Raw genomic sequence first — 17012 nt, forward strand, 5'->3', positions numbered from 1 at the left:
CCAGCGTAGCCCGTGGCGGATACTGGCCCCTATGGCTTACGACGATCTCCGCTCGCTGCTCAGGGCCCTCGAGCGCGAAGGCGACCTCAAGCGCATCAAGGCCGAAGTCGACCCGTACCTGGAGGTCGGGGAGATCGTCGACCGGGTGAACAAGGCAGGGGGTCCGGCGCTTCTCTTCGAGAACGTCAAGGGCTCCTCGATGCCGCTCGCGATGAACGTCTTCGGGACCGACCGCCGACTCCTCAAGGCCCTCGGCCTGAAGTCCTACGGCGAGATCAGCGAGAAGATCGGCGGGCTGCTCAAGCCCGAGCTTCCGCACGGTTTCGTCGGTGTCCGCGAGGCCTTCGGCAAGCTCGGGTCGATGGTCCACGTGCCGCCGAAGAAGGTGAAGTCGGACGCCGCGCCCGTGCAGGAGGTCGTCCTCACCGGGGACGACGTCGATCTCGACCTCCTTCCCGCGCTCTTCACCTGGCCGAAGGACGGCGGCTCCTTCTTCAACCTGGGTCTCACGCACACGAAGCACCCGGAGACGGGGATCCGGAACCTCGGGCTCTACCGGCTCCAGCGGCACGACAAGCGCACCATCGGCATGCACTGGCAGATCCACAAGGACAGCCGCAACCACTACGCCGTCGCCGCCGCGAAGGGCGAGCGGCTGCCGGTCGCGATCGCCTTCGGCTGCCCGCCGGCCGTCACGTACGCCTCCACGGCGCCGCTGCCCGGCGACATCGACGAGTACCTCTTCGCCGGCTTCGTGCAGGGCAAGCGGATCGAGATGGTCGACTGCAAGACCGTCCCCCTCCAGGTGCCCGCGCAGGCCGAGGTCGTCGTCGAGGGCTGGCTGGAGCCGGGCGAGATGCTGCCGGAGGGGCCCTTCGGCGACCACACCGGTTTCTACACGCCGCAGGAGCCCTTCCCCGCGCTGAAGATCGACTGCATCACGATGCGCAAGCGCCCGCTGCTCCAGTCGATCGTCGTCGGCCGGCCGCCGACCGAGGACGGTCCGCTCGGCCGCGCGACGGAGCGCTTCTTCCTGCCGCTCCTCAAGATCATCGTGCCGGACATCGTCGACTACCACCTGCCGGAGTCGGGCGGCTTCCACAACTGCGCGATCGTCTCCATCGACAAGAAGTACCCGAAGCACGCGCAGAAGGTCATGCACGCCATCTGGGGCGCGCACATGATGTCGCTGACCAAGCTGATCATCGTGGTGGACAAGGACTGCGACGTCCACGACCTGCACGAGGTGTCCTGGCGGGCGCTGGGCAACACCGACTACGCCCGTGACCTCACGGTCGTCGAGGGGCCGGTCGACCACCTCGACCACGCCTCCTACCAGCAGTTCTGGGGCGGCAAGGCGGGCATCGACGCCACGAAGAAGCTGCCCGAGGAGGGCTACACCCGCGACGGCGGCTGGCCGGACATGGTCGAGTCGGACCCGGCGACGGCCGCCCTCGTGGACCGCCGCTGGAAGGAGTACGGGCTGTGACCACGGCCGCCGTGCCCGGCGCCCAGCCGGGGCGTACGAAGGCGTTCCTGCGCCTCGTGATGATCGAGCACTCGGTGTTCGCGCTGCCCTTCGCGTACACCGCCGCGCTCACCGCGATGTACCAGGTCGACAAGAACATCCACTGGTGGACGCTGTTCCTCGTCACCGTCTGCATGGTGGGGCTGCGGACCTTCGCCATGGCCTGCAACCGGATCATCGACCGCGAGATCGACGCCCGCAATCCGCGCACCGCCAACCGCGAGCTGGTGACCGGTGCGGTGTCCGTGCGGTCGGCGTGGACCGGGGCCGGGATCGCCGTCGTCGTCTTCCTCGGCGCCGCGGCCCTGCTCAACCCGCTCTGTCTGGCCCTCGCGCCGCTCGCCGTCATCCCGATGGTCGTCTATCCCTACGGCAAGCGGTTCACCAACTTCCCGCACGCCATCCTGGGCCTCGCCCAGGCGATCGGGCCCATCGGCGCCTGGCTCGCGGTGACCGGCGAGTGGTCCTGGGACGCGGTCGTCCTGGGCCTCGCGGTGGGCGTCTGGATCGGCGGCTTCGACCTGATCTTCGCCTGCCAGGACGTGCAGGCGGACCGGGCCGGCGGCGTCATGTCCGTACCGGCCCGCTTCGGGATCCCGGCCGCGCTGTGGGGCGCCCGCGCCTCCGCGGTCGTCACCACGGGCCTGCTCGTCTGGTACGCCCTCGCGACCGACGCCGGTCTCTTCTTCTGGGTCGGCCTCGTGATCGTGGCGGCCGCCTTCTGCTACGAGCACTCGATCGTGAAGCCGCACGACCTGTCGCGTCTGAACCGGGCGTTCTTCACGGTGAACGGGTTCATCGGCATGGCGCTGTTCGTGTGCGCCCTGCTCGACCTGCTGGTCCGCGGGCTCACCCCGTAGTCCCCTCCCCGCCCGGGGGCGGAGCGGTGAGCCGCGCCCGGGCCTGGCTTTTCCCGGCCGGATAGGCTCTCTGTCGTGGAGTCGCAGGAGATGAAGAGTCGTCGGCCCTGGGTGGTGGGGGTTTCCGGGGCGTCGGGTACGCCGTACGCCGCCGCCGTACTGCGGGGCCTCCTCGCCGCCGGGGAGAGCGTCGACCTCGTCGTGTCGCGGGCCTCGCGGCTCACGCTGCTCGACGAGACGGGCATCTCCTTCCGTGACGCGCACTGGCGCGAGGACCTGGCGGTCTGGCTGGCGCGGGGCGCGGACGGGAAGCCGGACACCTTCGACGTGTCGGACGCCCTCGACGACGTGCGGTACTGGGCGGCCGGTGACCTGGCCGCGGGGCCGTCCTCGGGGTCGTACCCGGCGAAGGGGATGCTGGTCGTGCCGGCCTCGACCGCCGCGGTGGCGGGAGTGGCACTGGGGCTTTCGAAGGACCTGCTCCAGCGGACCGCGAGCGTCACCCTGAAGGAGCGGCGGCCGCTGGTCGTCGCCGTGCGGGAGACCCCGCTGAACGGACAGACGCTGAAGCACATGGTGGCGCTGGACGAGGCGGGAGCCGTGGTGCTGCCCGCCTCTCCGGCGTTCTACGCGGGGGCGACGCACATCCAGGATCTGGTGGACTTCGTCGCCGGGCGGGTGCTCGACGCGGCAGGGGTGCCGCATCGGCTGTACCGCCGGTGGGAGGGAGAGCTCGGTGGAGCGACCCCCCGGTCGGATTAGCGCTTCTTGGCGTGCTTCTTGTCGGCACGCTTCGACGCGGCGGTCGGCTGGTGGGCACGCGAGCGGTTGGCCAGGTCCTGCAGCTCGCGCATGCGTGCGTAGGCCATCTCGATCGTGTACACGGTGAACACCACTCCTGAAAGATCGTCTTTGATCAGCTGAAAGATTCACAGGGCGTCTCCCCTGTGTACCTTAGATTCTATACCTAAACTCGCGGTATCGCTGGACAATGGAAGGCTTCATACCTATGGACGCCGTGGACAGGCAGCTCATCCAGGCTCTGCGCGAGAACGGTCGTGCCTCGTACGCCGAGCTCGGCCGGCTCGTCGGGCTCTCCGGCCCCTCTGTCACCGACCGCATCAACCGCCTTGAGGCGGCCGGAGTCATCACCGGCTACCGCGCCACCGTCGACGCCGCCTCGCTCGGCCTCGGCGTCACCGCCCTCATCGGCATCTCCCTCTCCGACGCCGCGGACCACGAGGACGTGGCCCGCCGGCTCAAGGACCTCGCCGAGATCGAGGACTGCTGGTTCATCGCCGGCGACGACTCGTTCATGCTCAAGGTCCGCGTCAGCGACGTCGACGGCCTGGAGAAGACGATCCGCCGCCTCAGCGGCACCAAGGGCGTCTCCCGCACCCGCACGACGATCGTGCTCTCCACGAAGTGGGAGAACCGGGTCGGAGAGCTGCCCGAAGAGGGCTGAGAGTACGGTTGGGGAGCTTGGAACTTGTCAGACCTGGGAGGCGGCCGTACATGACTGCATCTATCAAAGATGTGGGCCTCAAGCGCGAACTTGAGCAGAAGGTCCGGGACGGTGAGCGGCTGAGCCGCGAGGACGGCATCGCCCTGTACGAGTCCGACGACCTCGCCTGGCTCGGCGGTCTGGCCCACGAGGTCCGGACCCGCAAGAACGGCGACGTGGTCCATTTCAATGTCAACCGGCATCTGAACATGACCAACGTCTGCACCGCCTCCTGCGCCTACTGCTCGTTCCAGCGCAAGCCGGGCGAGAAGGACGCGTACACCATGCGCATCGAGGAGGCCGTGCGCCTCGCGAAGGCGATGGAGAACGAGAACCTCACCGAGCTGCACATCGTCAACGGGCTGCACCCCAACCTGCCCTGGCGGTACTACCCGCGCTCGCTCTCCGAGCTCAAGAAGGCCCTGCCGAACGTCTCGCTCAAGGCCTTCACCGCCACCGAGATCCACCACTTCGAGACGATCTCGGGCATGTCCGCCTCCGACATCCTCGACGAGCTCATCGAGGCCGGTCTGGAGTCCCTGACCGGCGGTGGCGCCGAGATCTTCGACTGGGAGGTCCGGCAGCACATCGTGGACCACCGCACCCACTGGGAGGACTGGTCCCGGATCCACCGCCTCGCGCACGAGAAGGGGCTCAAGACCCCCAGCACCATGCTGTACGGGCACATCGAGGAGCCCCGTCACCGCGTGGACCACGTGCTGCGGCTGCGTGAGCTCCAGGACGAGACCGGCGGCTTCCAGGTCTTCATCCCGCTGCGCTACCAGCACGACTTCGTCGACATGCAGGACGGCAAGGTCCGCAACAAGCTCCAGGCGCGCACCACCATGGCGACCGGCGCCGAGGCCCTGAAGACCTTCGCGGTCTCCAGGCTCCTCTTCGACAACGTGCCGCACGTCAAGGTCTTCTGGGTCATGCACGGCGTCCAGACGGCGCAGCTCGCGCTCCAGCACGGCGCCGACGACATGGACGGCTCGGTCGTCGAGTACAAGATCACGCACGACGCCGACAACTACGGCACGCCGAACAAGCTGGGCCGCGAGGACCTCCTCGAGCTGATCCGCGACGCCGGCTTCCGCCCGGTCGAGCGGAACACCCGCTACGAGATCATCCGCGAGTACCCGGGGCCGGACGCGGAGCGGCGCGAGACGCCGCAGGCGATGCGGTTCTGAGGACGCGGGAGATGCGGTTCTGAGGACCCGGGAGATGCGGTTCTGAGTCCGCACGCGATGCGGTTCTGAGGACGGGCGGAGAAAGGGCCGGTGGGATCACCCACCGGCCCTTCTCTCATCCCGCCGTGTGCTCCACCGGGATCCACAGCTCCGCCGCGGCCGTCGTCCAGTCCGCCGAGGGCCGGACCGACAGGATCTCAGGGCCGGGGCGGCTCTCGTACGGATTGGACGGGAACCACAGGGTGAAGACGTCCCGCCACAGGTACTGGAGCGCTTGCGGGTAGGGGCCCTCGTTCTCGAAGACCGCCCAGGTCCCGGCCGGCAGGTCGAGGGTCTCGAAGCCCTCCGGGGCGGCGTCCGGCGCGCCCGTCACGCCGTACCAGTGGTCGAGCTCGGCGCCCTCCTCCCGGTCGCAGGTGAGGTGGACGACGGCCGAGACGAGCCCGGCGGGCACCCCGGTCGACAGTCCCGCGAGCCGGTCGAGGGTCTCCTGGCCGAGGCCCCGGATCTGGGCGGCGATCGCCGGGTTCTCCCCCTCGTGCACGAGGGGGACCCGGGCCCTGCTGCCGACGATCCGGAAGGCGTCCTTGGCCACGGTGCGGTACTTCATGCTGCTGTTCCCTTCGACGACGAGTCGGAAGGACATCCGCGGCTGGGCGTTCAACGCGGCCCCCCTGCGGCGGGCCTCGCCGGGGCCGACCCCGTGTACCGCGCGGAACGCGCGGGCGAAGGCCTCCCCGGAGCCGTAACCGTGGCGCACCGCGATCTCCAGGAGCGTCCGCTCCCCGGCGAGCACCTCGGCGCCCGCGACGGTGAGCCGCCGGCGCCGTACGTACTCCGACAGGGGCATGCCGGCGAGCGCCGAGAACATCCGCCGGAAGTGGTGCTCCGAGGTCGTCGTGATCCGGGCGAGTTCGGCCGGGTCGAGGTCGCCGTGGAGCTCGGTGACGAGGTGCTCCTCGATGTGGTCGAGTGCCTGGTTGAGCCGCTCCAGCACGTGGTCCGTCCTTCCCTTTCCTTGTCCTCACCGTAGGAAGGGGCCAGGAGCCCGGACCCGACATCCTGTGTCCGGTCCGGTCGGGTCCTGTGCGGTCCTGTCAGGTGAGCGGCAGCAGCATGATGATGTCGTCGCGGTCGTCCCCCGGGGCGACCCGGATCGCGTCCGGGACGCGGCCGACCTCCTTGTAGCCGCACTTGGCGTAGAAGCCGTCGACGCCGGTGCCGCCCCGGCAGGTCAGCCGGACCGCCTCGATGTCCTCGAAGCCCTCGGCGGTACGGGCGGTGTGCTCGACCGCCGCCATGAGGTCGCGGCCGTATCCCCTGCCCTGGTGCCGGGGGTCGACCATCACCGTGTAGAGCCACACCCAGTGCTTCATCAGGGGATGGGTGTTGAAGGTGAAGAACGCGGTGGCGGCGACCGCGCCGTTCTCGTCGCGGCCGACGAGCAGTCGCGTACCGCCCTCGCTCATCGCGACGAGGTGCTTGAGCAGCGAGGGGCGGATCTCGTCGGGAGTGACGGGCGGGACGAAGCCGACCGCGCCGCCGGCGTTGGAGACGTCGGCCCAGAGGGAGAGCACGCCGTCGCGCAGGGCGGGGTCGATCGCCGGATCCACCTCGAACGTAAGGGTCATGGGGTGAGCTTAGCTATTACCCGCGAGGTGCTCAAGAGGGATCCCGGGGGTGGTCGAGAGGCCCGGCCCCGGAGCGTCCCCGGGGTCGTGCTTCACTGGAGGGGCTCTTGTCCCGTATGGGATCTTGGGAACTTTTCGGAACGTCGGAACGGAAGAGTGGGCTGACATGCTCCGCTACACGCTGATGCGTCTCGGCATCTTCGCCGGATGCTTCCTCGCCCTGTGGGGTCTCGTCTACATCGAGGTGCTGCCGCGCGGCCTCGGCGACTCGAACCTGCTCTGGGTCCTCGTCCTCGCCATCGTCATCTCCGCCCCCCTGAGCTTCGTCCTGCTGCGCAAGGTGCGTGACGAGGCGAGTGCCGAGGTCGTGGCGAAGGTCGACCGCGCGAAGGGCCGTCTGGCGGCGAACCGGTCCCAGGAGGACTAGTCCACCCCACGCGCCGCCTGTAAAGGCTGCGTAAGCTTGCTCACAGATCATCCGCCCCGGGCGGGAGCTTCCAAGGCTCCCGCCTGGGGCGTTCTGCGTTTCGGAGGCGAAAGGGGGGTTCTCGTACCCCAAAGAAGGGCTTTGAGGTTCTCAAAGTTCAAGTGTTAACGTGTTCGACATGACGACAGCTGTGCGCCCCTCTCATGCCGCGAGCACCCCGCTCGTGGCGCGCCTGCACGTCGATCTGTGCCGCTGTATGTCCGCGGTCTGTTGCCGCGGGGTCTGACCCGGCATCATGCAGCGGCCCGCGTGAAAGCGCGTGTGTGCCGCACCCCCGTCCCGTATTGCCCGATACGCACCTGTGGAGTGTGTCTGTGTCCGCGTCCGCGACCACACCCGAGAAGCAGTCCCCCGCTTCCTCGCGCATACCGAAGATCCCCTTCTGGGCCCAGATCATCGCCGGTCTGGTCCTCGGCGCCCTGCTCGGCTGGATCGCCCGCAGCCAGGACGTCTCCTGGCTGAAGGAGACCCTCGGCCAGGTCGGCGACATCTTCGTCCAGCTCCTGAAGCTGGCCGTCGCCCCGCTCGTCTTCTTCGCGATCCTGGTCTCGATCACCAACCTGCGGAAGGTGAACAACGCCGCCAGGCTCGCCACCCGCACCCTGCTCTGGTTCATGATCACCTCGCTGGTCGCGGTCGCCATCGGCCTCGCCATCGGCCTGATCACCAACCCGGGCGCCGGCACCGGCCTCACCCCGCAGGACGGCAAGCTGCCGAAGCGCGAAGGCTCCTGGATCGACTTCCTGACCGGCATCATCCCGACGGACGTCATCACGCCCTTCACCGAGCTGAACGTCCTTCAGATCGTCTTCATGGCCGCAGTCGCCGGCATCGCCGCCCTCAAGCTCGGCGACCGTGCCAAGCCGATCCTCACGCTCTCCGAGTCGATCCTCGAGCTGCTCCAGAAGGCCCTCTGGTGGGTCATCCGCCTCGCCCCGCTCGGCACCGTCGGCCTCATCGGCTTCGCCATCGCCGACTACGGCTGGGACCTGATCGGCAAGTACGCGACCTTCACCGCCGACGTCTACATCGGCTGCGCCCTGGTCATGTTCGGCGTCTACCCGCTGCTGCTCGCGACGGTCGCCAAGGTCAACCCGATCCAGTTCTACAAGGGCGCCTGGCCGGCCATCCAGCTGGCCTTCGTCTCCCGCTCCTCGGTCGGCACGATGCCGGTCACCCAGAAGGTCACCGAGCGCCTCGGCGTCCCGAAGGAGTACGCCTCCTTCGCCGTCCCCTTCGGCGCGACGACCAAGATGGACGGCTGCGCCGCGATCTACCCGGCGCTCGCCGCGATCTTCATCGCGCAGATCTTCGACGTGCAGCTCGGCATCGGTGACTACCTGCTGATCGCCTTCGTCTCGGTCATCGGCTCGGCGGCCACCGCCGGCCTGACGGGCGCGACGGTCATGCTGACCCTCACCCTCTCCACCCTGGGCCTCCCCCTGGAGGGCGTCGGCCTCCTCATGGCGATCGACCCGATCCTGGACATGATCAGGACGGCCACGAACGTGGCGGGCCAGGCGCTCGTCCCGGTGATCGTCTCCGCCCGCGAGAAGATCCTGGACCTCACGGCGTACGGGAACGCCTCGGCGTCGCCCATCGACGACCTGGTCGAGACCCGCGAGAGCCAGGAGAAGGTCGCGGTCGCGGCCTGACCCTCGCCGCACACACACCTTCCGTGCCCCCTGCCCCCGTCGGGCAGGGGGCACGTAGGCTTTCGGCGGGGCAGCCAGTGGATCTTGGGAGCAGGGGTGGGCCGCCATGGCCGGTGGTGCTAAGGCGCGGCGGTTGCCGCGGGCCGTGCGGGAGCGGCAGATGGTGGACGCGGCCGTGCGGTGCTTCGCGCGGAACGGGTACCAGGCGGCTTCCATGGACGAGATCGCCGAGTCGGCCGGGGTGTCGAAGCCGCTCGTCTACCTGTATCTGAACTCCAAGGAGGAGCTCTTCACCGCGGTGATCCGGCGGGAGGCGCAGGCCCTGCTCGGGGTCGTGGCCGAGGCGGTCGTCGACCGGACCGCGCCGCCCGACGAGCGGTTGTGGGCGGGGCTGATGGCCTTCTTCACCTTCGCCGCCGACCATCCGGACTCCTGGACGGTGCTCAGCCGGCAGGCGAGGACGCACGGGGAGCCGTTCGCCGGGGAGGCGGCGCGGATGCGGGAGGAGATCACGGCGTTCGTCGCGGGGCTGATCGGTGAGGCGGCGCGGGAGGCGCCGGGCGCTGCGGGGATCGGCGGGCGGGACGTCGATGCGCTCGCGCAGGCGCTCGTCGGGTCCGCCGAGTCGCTGGCGAGCTGGGCCAACGAGACTCCGGGGGTGACGGCGAAGGAGGCGGCCGCGACGCTGATGAACTTCGCGTGGTCCGGTCTGGGGAACCTCATGAAAAGCGAGCGCTGGTCTCCCCGTTGACGCTTACCTCGCAGTAAGGTTACCGGCTGGTCAAGGTAGTTGCAGGGTATGCAACGTACCGGCGTGCGGCGGTGGTTCACCGTCGCGCGGTGACAGTTGACCGACGCACGACCTCAGTTCACCGACGCACGACCTCAGTTCATCGCGCAGACCGAGGAGCCGCACGTGTCCGTCGTCACCGCACTGTCCGAGAGCGAACCGGTCGAACCGCACAAGACCCTGGTGGACGGGGTCGTCCGCGAGGTCTCCGTGCCCGCGCTCGTCCCCGCGATCCGCCGCGGCTCGCTCGCCGACCTGCCGTACGACAACGCCCGTCAGGACCCCGGGGCGGTGCTCTTCTCCCGCAAGGGGCCGGACGGGGGGTGGACCGATGTGACCGCCTCCGCGTTCGCCGCCCAGGTCCACTCCGTCGCCAAGGGACTCATCGCGCACGGCCTGCGGCCGGGGGACCGGCTCGCCCTCATGGCGCGGACCACCTACGAGTGGACCCTGCTCGACTTCGCCGCCTGGGCCGCCGGGCTCGTCACCGTCCCCGTCTATCCGACCTCCTCCGCGTTCCAGACGCGCTGGATCCTCCAGGACTCCGGCGCCGCCGCCTGTGTCGTCGAGGACCCGGCCCAGGCCCGGCTCGTCTCCGCCGAGCGGCGGCAGCTGCCCGGCCTCGCCCATCTCTGGGTCCTGGACACCGGTGCCGTCGACCAGCTCCGTACGGCGGGCGCCCGGGTCGCCGACGAGGCCGTCACCGCCCGGCGCGGACTCCTCACCCCGGAGACCCTCGCCACCCTCATCTACACCTCGGGCACCACCGGCCGTCCCAAGGGCTGCGCCCTCACCCACGCCAACTTCTTCGCCGAGGTGGACAACGCCGTCCGGCTCCTCCACCCGGTCTTCGTCTCCGAGCACAAGGACCCGGCCGCCACCCTGCTCTTCCTGCCGCTCTCCCATGTCTTCGGGCGGATGGTGGCCATCGGCTGCATGCGGGCCCGGGTCCGTGTCGGGCACGCCCCCTCGGTGGAGGGCCAGGAGCTCCTCGACGATCTCGCGGGGTTCCGCCCCACGTTCCTCCTCGCCATCCCGTACGTCCTGGAGAAGGTCTTCAACACCGCCCGCGCCACCGCCGAACGCGGCGGCAAGGCCGCCTCCTTCGACCGCGCCGCCCGGATCGCCCGCCGGTACGGCCAGGAGGCCGCCCCCTCGCTCTCGCTGCGGGCCGCGCGGGCGCTCTACGACCCGCTCGTCTACCGGCGCATCCGGGCCGCGCTCGGCGGCCGGGTGAAGTACGTGATCTCCGGCGGCTCCCCGCTCGGCGCGCGGCTGGCCGAGTTCTTCTCCGGGGCGGGCGTGGAGGTCTTCGAGGGGTACGGCCTGACGGAGACCACGGCCGCGTCGACGGTGACCCCGCCCCGGCGGCCCCGTACCGGCACGGTCGGCTGGCCGCTGCCCGGCACGTCGGTCCGGATCGCCGGCGACGGGGAGGTCTGGCTCAAGGGCGGTCATGTCTTCGCCGGGTACTGGGACGCCCAGCGCGGGGCGGCCGTGCCGTACACCGACGACGGCTGGTTCCCCACCGGGGACCTGGGGTCCCTCGACGCGGACGGCTATCTGCGGATCACCGGCCGGAAGAAGGACATCCTCATCACCTCGGCGGGGAAGAACGTGGCCCCGGCCCCGCTGGAGGACTGGCTGCGCGCCCATCCGCTGGTCGCCCAGTGCGTGGTCGTCGGCGACAACCGCCCGTACGTCACGGCCCTGATCACCCTCGACCACGAGGGCCTGACGCACTGGCGGCGGATGCGGCACAAGGACCACCTGGCGCTCTGGGAGCTGACCCGGGACGAGGAGCTGCTCGCCGCCCTGGGGCGTGCGGTGGACGATGCCAACCGGCTCGTCTCGCGGGCGGAGTCGATCCGTGACTTCCGGGTCCTGAACGCCGAGTTCTCGGAGGGCTCGGGCCATCTGACGCCGTCCCTCAAGCTCAAGCGGCGGGCGGTGCTGCGGGACTTCGCCCGGGAGATCGAGGAGATGTACGACTCCGGGGCGGCCGAATAGCGGTCACGGCCAGAGGAGTTCGCGGGTCCAGCCCCGGTCCGTGCGGCGGTAGCGGAGGCGGAGGTGGCGGCGTCGTGCGTCGCCCTGGAAGAACTCGACCTCGGCCGGCTCGACGAGGTAGAGCGTCCAGGTGGGGGCGGGGGCGTCCGGTTCCGCCTCGGCCCGGCGCCAGGCCTCGGCGCTCGCCTCCGCGAGGGTCTCCGGGGTGTCGAGGAGCTCGCTCTGCCGGCCGACCAGGGCCGAGGCGAGGGCGCCGGTGGAGCGGGCGTGGAGGTCCTCGTACGCCTCTTCCGGCGTCCCGGTGGTGACGTGGCCCCGGATCCGGACCTGGCGGCCCTGGACCGGCCAGTAGAAGCCGAGCGCGGCCTCGGGGCGGGCGGCGAGCTGGCGGCCCTTGGCGCTGGTGGCGTGGGAGGCGAAGTGCCAGCCGCGCGCGTCGGCGTCGTGCAGCATCACGGTGCGGACGTCGGGCCTGCCGTCCCCGTCCACGGTGGCCAGGGAGAGGGTGTGCGGCTCGGTCTGGCCGGCCGCGACCGCCGCCGTGAACCAGTCGTGGAAGAGGGGGAGCGGCTCGGGCGGGGTGCCCGCCGGGTCGAAGGCGGGCAGCTCGGTGTCCCAGACCTTCAGGGAGCGCAGGGCGTGGTGGAAGTCGGTCATGAGGCCACGGTAGAGCGCGGGGCGGGGGCGCCGGGGGTGCTGCCCGTGAGCGGCGTCCGGTAGTCCACCAGCGGGACGGCGTTCGCCGCCGCCTGGATCTCGTCGCGGATCTTCTTGGCGATGAGGTTCTTCCACGGGGTCTTCGGCAGCGTGCGCACCATGAACATGCGCAGCGCGATCTTCCACCGGGAGCCGACGGTCATCTCCTTGACGAAGCCCTCGGCCATCCTCTGGTTCCGCTCCACGCCGGGCCGCAGGTGCGCCTCGTAGCGTGCGAAGGCGACGCGGTGGTCGCCGCCGGCCCGGGCCAGTTCGCCCGCCAGGACGTACGCGCCGGTGAGGGCGAGTCCGGTGCCCTGGCCGGAGGCGGGGGAGGAGCAGTGGGCGGCGTCGCCGATGAGGACGACGCGTCCCTTCGACCAGCGGTCCATCTCGATCAGGGAGATGGAGTCGAAGTAGAGGTCGTCGGCGTCGGCGGCGTGGCCGAGGAGGCGGGGGATCTCCCAGCCGTCGCCGGCGAAGGACTCGGTGAGGTGGCGGCGCTGGGCGGTGATGTCCCGGTGGTGGTACGGGAGTTCCTCGGGCGAGGAGAAGATGAAGAGGTTCTTGGCGTCGGTCTCGCCGGCCGAGCTGTAGACGCAGACCAGCTTCCCGGGCAGCGCGTGGTAGGTCTCCCAGCGGTCGAGGCCCAGGTGGTTGGGGGCGGTGAAGATGGAGACGTACGCGCCGAGGTGGCGCTTGAAGCGCTTCTCCTCGCCGAAGACCAGGCGTCGGGTGTGGGAGTGCAGTCCGTCGGCGCCGACGACCAGGTCGAAGCGGCGGACGGTGCCGCTCTCGAAGGTGACGGTGACGCCGTCGGCGTCCTCGTCGAGGGTGGCGATCGAGTCGTCGAAGAGGTACTCGACGTCGTCGCGGGTCCGCTCGTGGAGGATGCGGGCCAGTTCGCCTCGCATGATCTCGTCGTCCCCCTCGACGCGTCCGCCGAAGATGTCGGCGGACAGCTCGCCGATGGTGCGGCCGCGGTCGTCGACGTAGGAACCGCCGCGCATGTCGGTGGAGTTGGCGCGGATCTCGTCGAGGATCCCCATCCGGCGGCAGACCTCGATCGCGGTGCCGCGGATGTCCACCTTGTAGCCGCCGGTGCGGAGTTCGGGGGCGCGCTCGACGACGGTGGGGGTGAAGCCGTAGCGGTGCAGCCAGAGGGCGAGGGCGGGGCCGGCGACCGAGGCGCCGGAGATGAGGACGGTCTTCGCGGAGGTGTGCGCGGAAGGGTGCGCGGAGGTGTTCGGGGCGGCGTGCGGGGTGCTGTTCGCGGTGCTGTTCACGGCAGGACTCCTTGTCGGTGGCTGCGGGCCGTTCCCCTGCCCGCGGACATGACTATACGGATGTCCTACACGCTTGTCTATGACGCTTGTATAGATTCCTGGGCGCGGGTCACGAGCGGCCCAGGACCACCGTCCCCGACGAGCAGAACCAGCCCCCCGTGCCCGACGCCACCGCCACCTCCGGCAGGCTTCCGTCCGGCCGCCGCACCTGGAGCCCGGGCGCCTCCCCGCGCAACTGCCGTACGGCCTCCACCAGCAGGAAGAGCCCCCGCATCCCCGGATGGCAGGCCGAGAGCCCGCCGCCGTCCGTGTTCACCGGAAGCCGGTCCTTCTCCTGGACGAACGCCCCTCCCTCGCCCTTCGCGCAGAAGCCCAGGTCCTCCAGGGTCACCAGGGTCATGTAGGTGAAGGCGTCGTAGACCTCGGCGAGGTCCACGTCCGCCGGGGTCACGCCCGCCCGCTCGAAGGCGAGCCGGCCGCTGACCGCCGCCGGGGAGACCGTGAAGTCCTCCCACTCCGACATCGTGGTGTGGGAGACGTGCTCGCCCGTGCCGAGCACCCAGACCGGAGCCTTGCGGCAGTCCTGGACGTACTCCTCGGCGACCAGCAGCACCGCGCAGCCGCCGTCGGAGCGCAGACAGCAGTGCAGCTTGGTGAACGGGTCCGCGATCATCGGCCCGGCCAGGACGTCGTCCACGGTGATCGGGTCGCGGAACATCGCCTCCGGGTTGAGGGCCGCGTTCGCCCGCGCCTGTACGGCCACCTCGGCGAGCTGCTCCAGGGTCGTCCCGTACTCGTGCATGTGGCGGCGGGCGGCCATCGCGTACTTGGCGATCAGGGTGTGCCCGTACGGCACCTCGAACTGGAGCGGGCCGCGGGCGCCGAACGACAGGTTCGCGGTGCGCCGCCGGGCGCGGATGTCGGCGCGCGCGGTGGAGCCGTACACGAGGAGGACCGCGTTCGCGTGGCCCGCGGCGATCGCGTCGGCGGCGTGCCCGGCCATGACCTCCCAGGTCGCGCCGCCGACGGCGGTCGAGTCCACCCAGCGGGGCCGGAGCCCGAGGTACTCGGCGACCTCGACCGGGGCGAGGGTGCCGAGGCCCGCCGAGGCGAGGCCGTCGATCAGCGAGCGGTCCAGTCCGCTGTCCGCCAGCGCGCGCCGGGCGGCCTGGGCGTGCAGGGCGTAGGGGGTGGCCTCGTCGACCCGGCCGCAGTCGGCGAGGGCGACGCCCGCGACGGCGACGCGACGGGGGCGGGGGCCGCGGGCGGTGGTGCGTGCGGTGGCGCCGGCGGTGGTCGGCGCGGCGGCGGGCGCGTCGGGCTGCGCGAGGGTCGGCACGGTGGTCGGCACGGTGGTCGGCACGGTGGTCGGCATGAATCTGACGGTACATCAGATTCATCTGAACGGAACCGGCGTGACTCTGGCAACCGGCCGGGCGCGGGCCTAGCATGACGCACCGTCAGAAACGGAGGGAGCCTCATGGACGCCTCGCTCGCCGTCCCGCTCACCGAGGAGCAGCAGGAGATCCGCCGCACCCTGCGCGACCTGCTCGCCGAACGGGCCGGACCGCAGGAGAACCGCGCGGCCGCCGCCACCCCCCAGGGATACGACCCCGACCTCTGGGCCCGGATGTCCGGCACCCTCGGCGTCGCCGGGCTCGCCCTCCCCGAGGAGTACGGCGGAGTCGGCTGCGGGCCCGCCGAACTCGCCCTCGCCTGCGAGGAGACCGGCCGGGCCCTCGCCCCCTCCCCGCTCCTCGCGACCACCGTCCTCGCCGCGCCGCTCCTCGCCGCCCTCGGCACCCCCGCGCAGCGCGCCGCACTCCTCCCCAGGCTCGCCGACGGCAGCCTGACCTGCGCCCTCGCCGTCCCCGGCGGCTCGCTCGCGCTCGCCCTCGGCCTCACCGGCGACAACACCGCCGAGGACTGGTCCGGCGGCGGCCGCGCGGGCGGCGTCCAGGCCCGCGCCGTCGACGGAGGCTGGCGGCTGTACGGCGAGGCCGCCCAGGTCCTCGACGGACACAGCGCCGGACTGCTGCTCGTCGCCGCCCACGCCGGAGGCTTCGCCCGCAGCCGCACCCTGCTCTTCCTCGTCCGGGCAGGGGCCTCGGAGGCCGACGGGCTGGTCCGCGCCCGGCAGACCACCCTGGACTCCACCCGCACCCAGGCCACCGTGCAGTTCAGGGACACCGAGGCCGAACTCCTCGGCGAGGAACCTGCCGACGTCCTCGGCGCGCTCGCGGTCACCGGCCGCGACGCCGCCGTCATGCTGGCCGCCGAGGCCGTCGGCGCGGCCCGGGAGGCCCTCGACCGGACCGTCGCCCACGTCGGCGCGCGCGAACAGTTCGGCCGGCCCGTCGGCTCCTTCCAGGCCGTCAAACACCGCCTCGCCGACCTGTACGTCCAGGTCGAGGCCGCCGGCTCCCTCACCTCCTGCGCGGCCAGGGAACCGGGACCCGGACCCGACAGCGGGCCGCTCGCCCTCGCCCACGCCCTGGAGGCGCTCCACGCGACCGCGGGCGAGTCCATCCAGCTGCACGGCGGCATCGGCTTCACCTGGGAGCACGAGGCGCACCTCTTCTTCAAGCGGGCGGCCTCCGACGAACTGCTCTTCGGGCCCGTGCGGCGGCTGCGCGCCCGCGCGGCGGAACGGACCGGACTCTTCGGAGAGGTGGCGGCGTAGATGCCCGTCGGACGCACACTGATGCAGAAGATGTCCTCGACCAGGACCTTCGCCCGGATCGGCCCGCACGTCGTGCCCGCCATGGACAAGGCCGTGCACCGGCTGACCAGGGGAAAGGTGCTGCTCAGCGCCCAGATGCTGCCCGGCGTCGTGCTCACCGCCCGGGGCGCGAGGAGCGGGCTGCCCCGGGTCACCCCGCTCGCCTGCATGCCGGAGCCGGACGGCGGCTGGCTGCTCGTCGGATCCAACTTCGGCCGCCCCGGGCATCCGGCGTGGACGGCGAACCTGCTCGCCCATCCGGACGTCGAGGTGAACTGGAAGGGCGAGGACGTCCCCGTACGGGCGCGGCTGCTCGCGGGGGAGGAGCGTGCGGAGGCGTGGCGTGCGGCGCTCGTGTTCTGGCCGCCGTACGCCACGTACCAGGCGCGGATCGAGCGCGAGATCAGACTCTTCCGGCTGACCAGGCGATGAGGCGGCACGGTCGGCGCTGCCCGCGGCCTGCTGCCCGCTGCCCGCGGCCTGCTGCCCGCTGCCCGCTGCCTGCTGACGGTGGCCCGTTGCCCGCGGCCTGCTGCCCGCATCTGGCGGGCCCCCGGCACGTGCGGCGGCGGTGCCGAGCCCGCCCGGACACGGCGACGCCGACGGCGGGGGGGGGGGGGGGGGCGCCCGCGGCGGCGGCGACAGGGGCGGGG

17 protein-coding genes are annotated in these 17012 nt (G+C 71.2%); 11 read left to right on the top strand and 6 right to left on the bottom strand.

Translation table 11 applies throughout. The features are described from left to right. Nucleotides 1-31 precede the first annotated feature (31 nt). The 3 genes from ACFQ79_RS22505 to ACFQ79_RS22515 all read left to right on the top strand — a co-directional run bounded on the left by ACFQ79_RS22505 (nt 32) and on the right by ACFQ79_RS22515 (nt 3150). Nucleotides 32-1489, top strand: a complete 1458-nt coding sequence (locus ACFQ79_RS22505) for a menaquinone biosynthesis decarboxylase (RefSeq protein WP_383586186.1) — start codon at nt 32-34, stop codon at nt 1487-1489. Then, on the top strand, nt 1486-2388 hold the full coding sequence (mqnP, locus tag ACFQ79_RS22510) for a menaquinone biosynthesis prenyltransferase MqnP (protein ID WP_383586188.1): 903 nt from the start codon (nt 1486-1488) through the stop codon (nt 2386-2388). The genes ACFQ79_RS22505 and mqnP overlap by 4 nt, the downstream gene beginning before the upstream one ends. Nucleotides 2389-2478: 90 nt before the next feature. Next, a complete protein-coding gene (locus tag ACFQ79_RS22515; protein ID WP_383586220.1) occupies nt 2479-3150 on the top strand; it encodes a UbiX family flavin prenyltransferase in 672 nt (223 codons plus the stop codon). Here the strand turns inward: ACFQ79_RS22515 and ACFQ79_RS22520 are convergent. Then, nucleotides 3147-3284, bottom strand: coding sequence for a hypothetical protein (locus ACFQ79_RS22520; protein ID WP_167346897.1), 138 nt, complete (start codon nt 3282-3284; stop codon nt 3147-3149). The two genes, ACFQ79_RS22515 and ACFQ79_RS22520, sit on opposite strands and share 4 nt — an antisense overlap. A gap of 113 nt (nt 3285-3397) precedes the next feature. Between ACFQ79_RS22520 and ACFQ79_RS22525 the strand changes: the two genes are divergently transcribed. Together ACFQ79_RS22525 and mqnE are read left to right on the top strand one after the other, a co-directional pair. Continuing rightward, entirely contained in the window at nt 3398-3853 is a 456-nt protein-coding gene (locus ACFQ79_RS22525; RefSeq protein WP_030324379.1) for an Lrp/AsnC family transcriptional regulator, read from the top strand. Between the two features lie 50 nt (nt 3854-3903). Further along, on the top strand, nt 3904-5082 hold the full coding sequence (gene mqnE / locus ACFQ79_RS22530; protein ID WP_055600340.1) for an aminofutalosine synthase MqnE: 1179 nt from the start codon (nt 3904-3906) through the stop codon (nt 5080-5082). A gap of 115 nt (nt 5083-5197) precedes the next feature. Here mqnE and ACFQ79_RS22535 read toward each other — a convergent pair whose 3' ends face one another. Together ACFQ79_RS22535 and ACFQ79_RS22540 are read right to left on the bottom strand one after the other, a co-directional pair. Beyond that, entirely contained in the window at nt 5198-6079 is an 882-nt protein-coding gene (locus ACFQ79_RS22535; protein ID WP_383586190.1) for a GyrI-like domain-containing protein, read from the bottom strand. A gap of 100 nt (nt 6080-6179) precedes the next feature. Beyond that, nucleotides 6180-6713, bottom strand: a complete 534-nt coding sequence (locus ACFQ79_RS22540; RefSeq protein WP_383586192.1) for a GNAT family N-acetyltransferase — start codon at nt 6711-6713, stop codon at nt 6180-6182. 166 nt (nt 6714-6879) lie between these two features. On the opposite strand from ACFQ79_RS22540, the gene ACFQ79_RS22545 reads away from it, so the two are divergent. From ACFQ79_RS22545 to ACFQ79_RS22560, 4 genes are all read left to right on the top strand, one after another. Next, the gene (locus tag ACFQ79_RS22545) at nt 6880-7140 is read left to right on the top strand and encodes a DUF4229 domain-containing protein (RefSeq protein WP_073916323.1); all 261 of its coding nucleotides are present in this window, start codon (nt 6880-6882) and stop codon (nt 7138-7140) included. A 374-nt stretch (nt 7141-7514) separates the two neighbouring features. Then, nucleotides 7515-8855, top strand: a complete 1341-nt coding sequence (locus tag ACFQ79_RS22550; RefSeq protein ID WP_383586194.1) for a dicarboxylate/amino acid:cation symporter — start codon at nt 7515-7517, stop codon at nt 8853-8855. 106 nt (nt 8856-8961) lie between these two features. Continuing rightward, nucleotides 8962-9606 carry a TetR/AcrR family transcriptional regulator gene (locus tag ACFQ79_RS22555; RefSeq protein ID WP_383586196.1) on the top strand — a complete coding sequence of 215 codons (645 nt, stop codon included), beginning with the start codon at nt 8962-8964 and terminating at the stop codon, nt 9604-9606. A 165-nt stretch (nt 9607-9771) separates the two neighbouring features. Continuing rightward, nucleotides 9772-11655 (top strand): AMP-dependent synthetase/ligase, encoded by a 1884-nt coding sequence (locus ACFQ79_RS22560; RefSeq protein WP_383586198.1) that lies wholly within the window; start codon nt 9772-9774, stop codon nt 11653-11655. Between the two features lie 3 nt (nt 11656-11658). Here the strand turns inward: ACFQ79_RS22560 and ACFQ79_RS22565 are convergent, their stop codons facing one another. The 3 genes from ACFQ79_RS22565 to ACFQ79_RS22575 all read right to left on the bottom strand — a co-directional run bounded on the left by ACFQ79_RS22565 (nt 11659) and on the right by ACFQ79_RS22575 (nt 15012). Next, a complete protein-coding gene (locus ACFQ79_RS22565) occupies nt 11659-12312 on the bottom strand; it encodes a pyridoxal 5'-phosphate synthase (protein WP_383586200.1) in 654 nt (217 codons plus the stop codon). Continuing rightward, complete coding sequence (locus ACFQ79_RS22570) at nt 12309-13637, bottom strand: FAD-dependent monooxygenase (protein ID WP_383586202.1); 1329 nt, start codon at nt 13635-13637, stop codon at nt 12309-12311. The genes ACFQ79_RS22565 and ACFQ79_RS22570 overlap by 4 nt, the downstream gene beginning before the upstream one ends. A 109-nt stretch (nt 13638-13746) precedes the next feature. Beyond that, nucleotides 13747-15012, bottom strand: a complete 1266-nt coding sequence (locus ACFQ79_RS22575; protein WP_383586204.1) for an acetyl-CoA acetyltransferase — start codon at nt 15010-15012, stop codon at nt 13747-13749. A gap of 105 nt (nt 15013-15117) precedes the next feature. Here ACFQ79_RS22575 and ACFQ79_RS22580 point away from each other — a divergent pair, with 105 nt between their 5' ends. Both ACFQ79_RS22580 and ACFQ79_RS22585 read left to right on the top strand, forming a co-directional pair. Further along, nucleotides 15118-16320 (top strand): acyl-CoA dehydrogenase family protein, encoded by a 1203-nt coding sequence (locus ACFQ79_RS22580; protein ID WP_383586206.1) that lies wholly within the window; start codon nt 15118-15120, stop codon nt 16318-16320. Next, a complete protein-coding gene (locus ACFQ79_RS22585) occupies nt 16321-16791 on the top strand; it encodes a nitroreductase family deazaflavin-dependent oxidoreductase (protein ID WP_383586208.1) in 471 nt (156 codons plus the stop codon). Nucleotides 16792-17012: the final 221 nt, after the last annotated feature.

This window comes from Streptomyces sp. NPDC056480, from assembly GCF_042795405.1.
Taxonomy (GTDB): Bacteria; Actinomycetota; Actinomycetes; order Streptomycetales; family Streptomycetaceae; genus Streptomyces.

Excerpts from the sequence above, each read along its gene's own strand:
- ACFQ79_RS22505 (WP_383586186.1), top strand. The coding sequence starts at position 32 with ATGGCTTACGACGATCTCCGCTCGCTGCTCAGGGCCCTCGAGCGCGAA.
- ACFQ79_RS22515 (WP_383586220.1), top strand. The coding sequence starts at position 2,479 with ATGAAGAGTCGTCGGCCCTGGGTGGTGGGGGTTTCCGGGGCGTCGGGT.
- ACFQ79_RS22525 (WP_030324379.1), top strand. The coding sequence starts at position 3,398 with ATGGACGCCGTGGACAGGCAGCTCATCCAGGCTCTGCGCGAGAACGGT.
- mqnE (WP_055600340.1), top strand. The coding sequence starts at position 3,904 with ATGACTGCATCTATCAAAGATGTGGGCCTCAAGCGCGAACTTGAGCAG.
- ACFQ79_RS22540 (WP_383586192.1), bottom strand. The coding sequence starts at position 6,713 with ATGACCCTTACGTTCGAGGTGGATCCGGCGATCGACCCCGCCCTGCGC.
- ACFQ79_RS22545 (WP_073916323.1), top strand. The coding sequence starts at position 6,880 with ATGCTCCGCTACACGCTGATGCGTCTCGGCATCTTCGCCGGATGCTTC.
- ACFQ79_RS22555 (WP_383586196.1), top strand. The coding sequence starts at position 8,962 with ATGGCCGGTGGTGCTAAGGCGCGGCGGTTGCCGCGGGCCGTGCGGGAG.
- ACFQ79_RS22565 (WP_383586200.1), bottom strand. The coding sequence starts at position 12,312 with ATGACCGACTTCCACCACGCCCTGCGCTCCCTGAAGGTCTGGGACACC.
- ACFQ79_RS22575 (WP_383586204.1), bottom strand. The coding sequence starts at position 15,012 with ATGCCGACCACCGTGCCGACCACCGTGCCGACCACCGTGCCGACCCTC.
- ACFQ79_RS22580 (WP_383586206.1), top strand. The coding sequence starts at position 15,118 with ATGGACGCCTCGCTCGCCGTCCCGCTCACCGAGGAGCAGCAGGAGATC.
- ACFQ79_RS22585 (WP_383586208.1), top strand. The coding sequence starts at position 16,321 with ATGCCCGTCGGACGCACACTGATGCAGAAGATGTCCTCGACCAGGACC.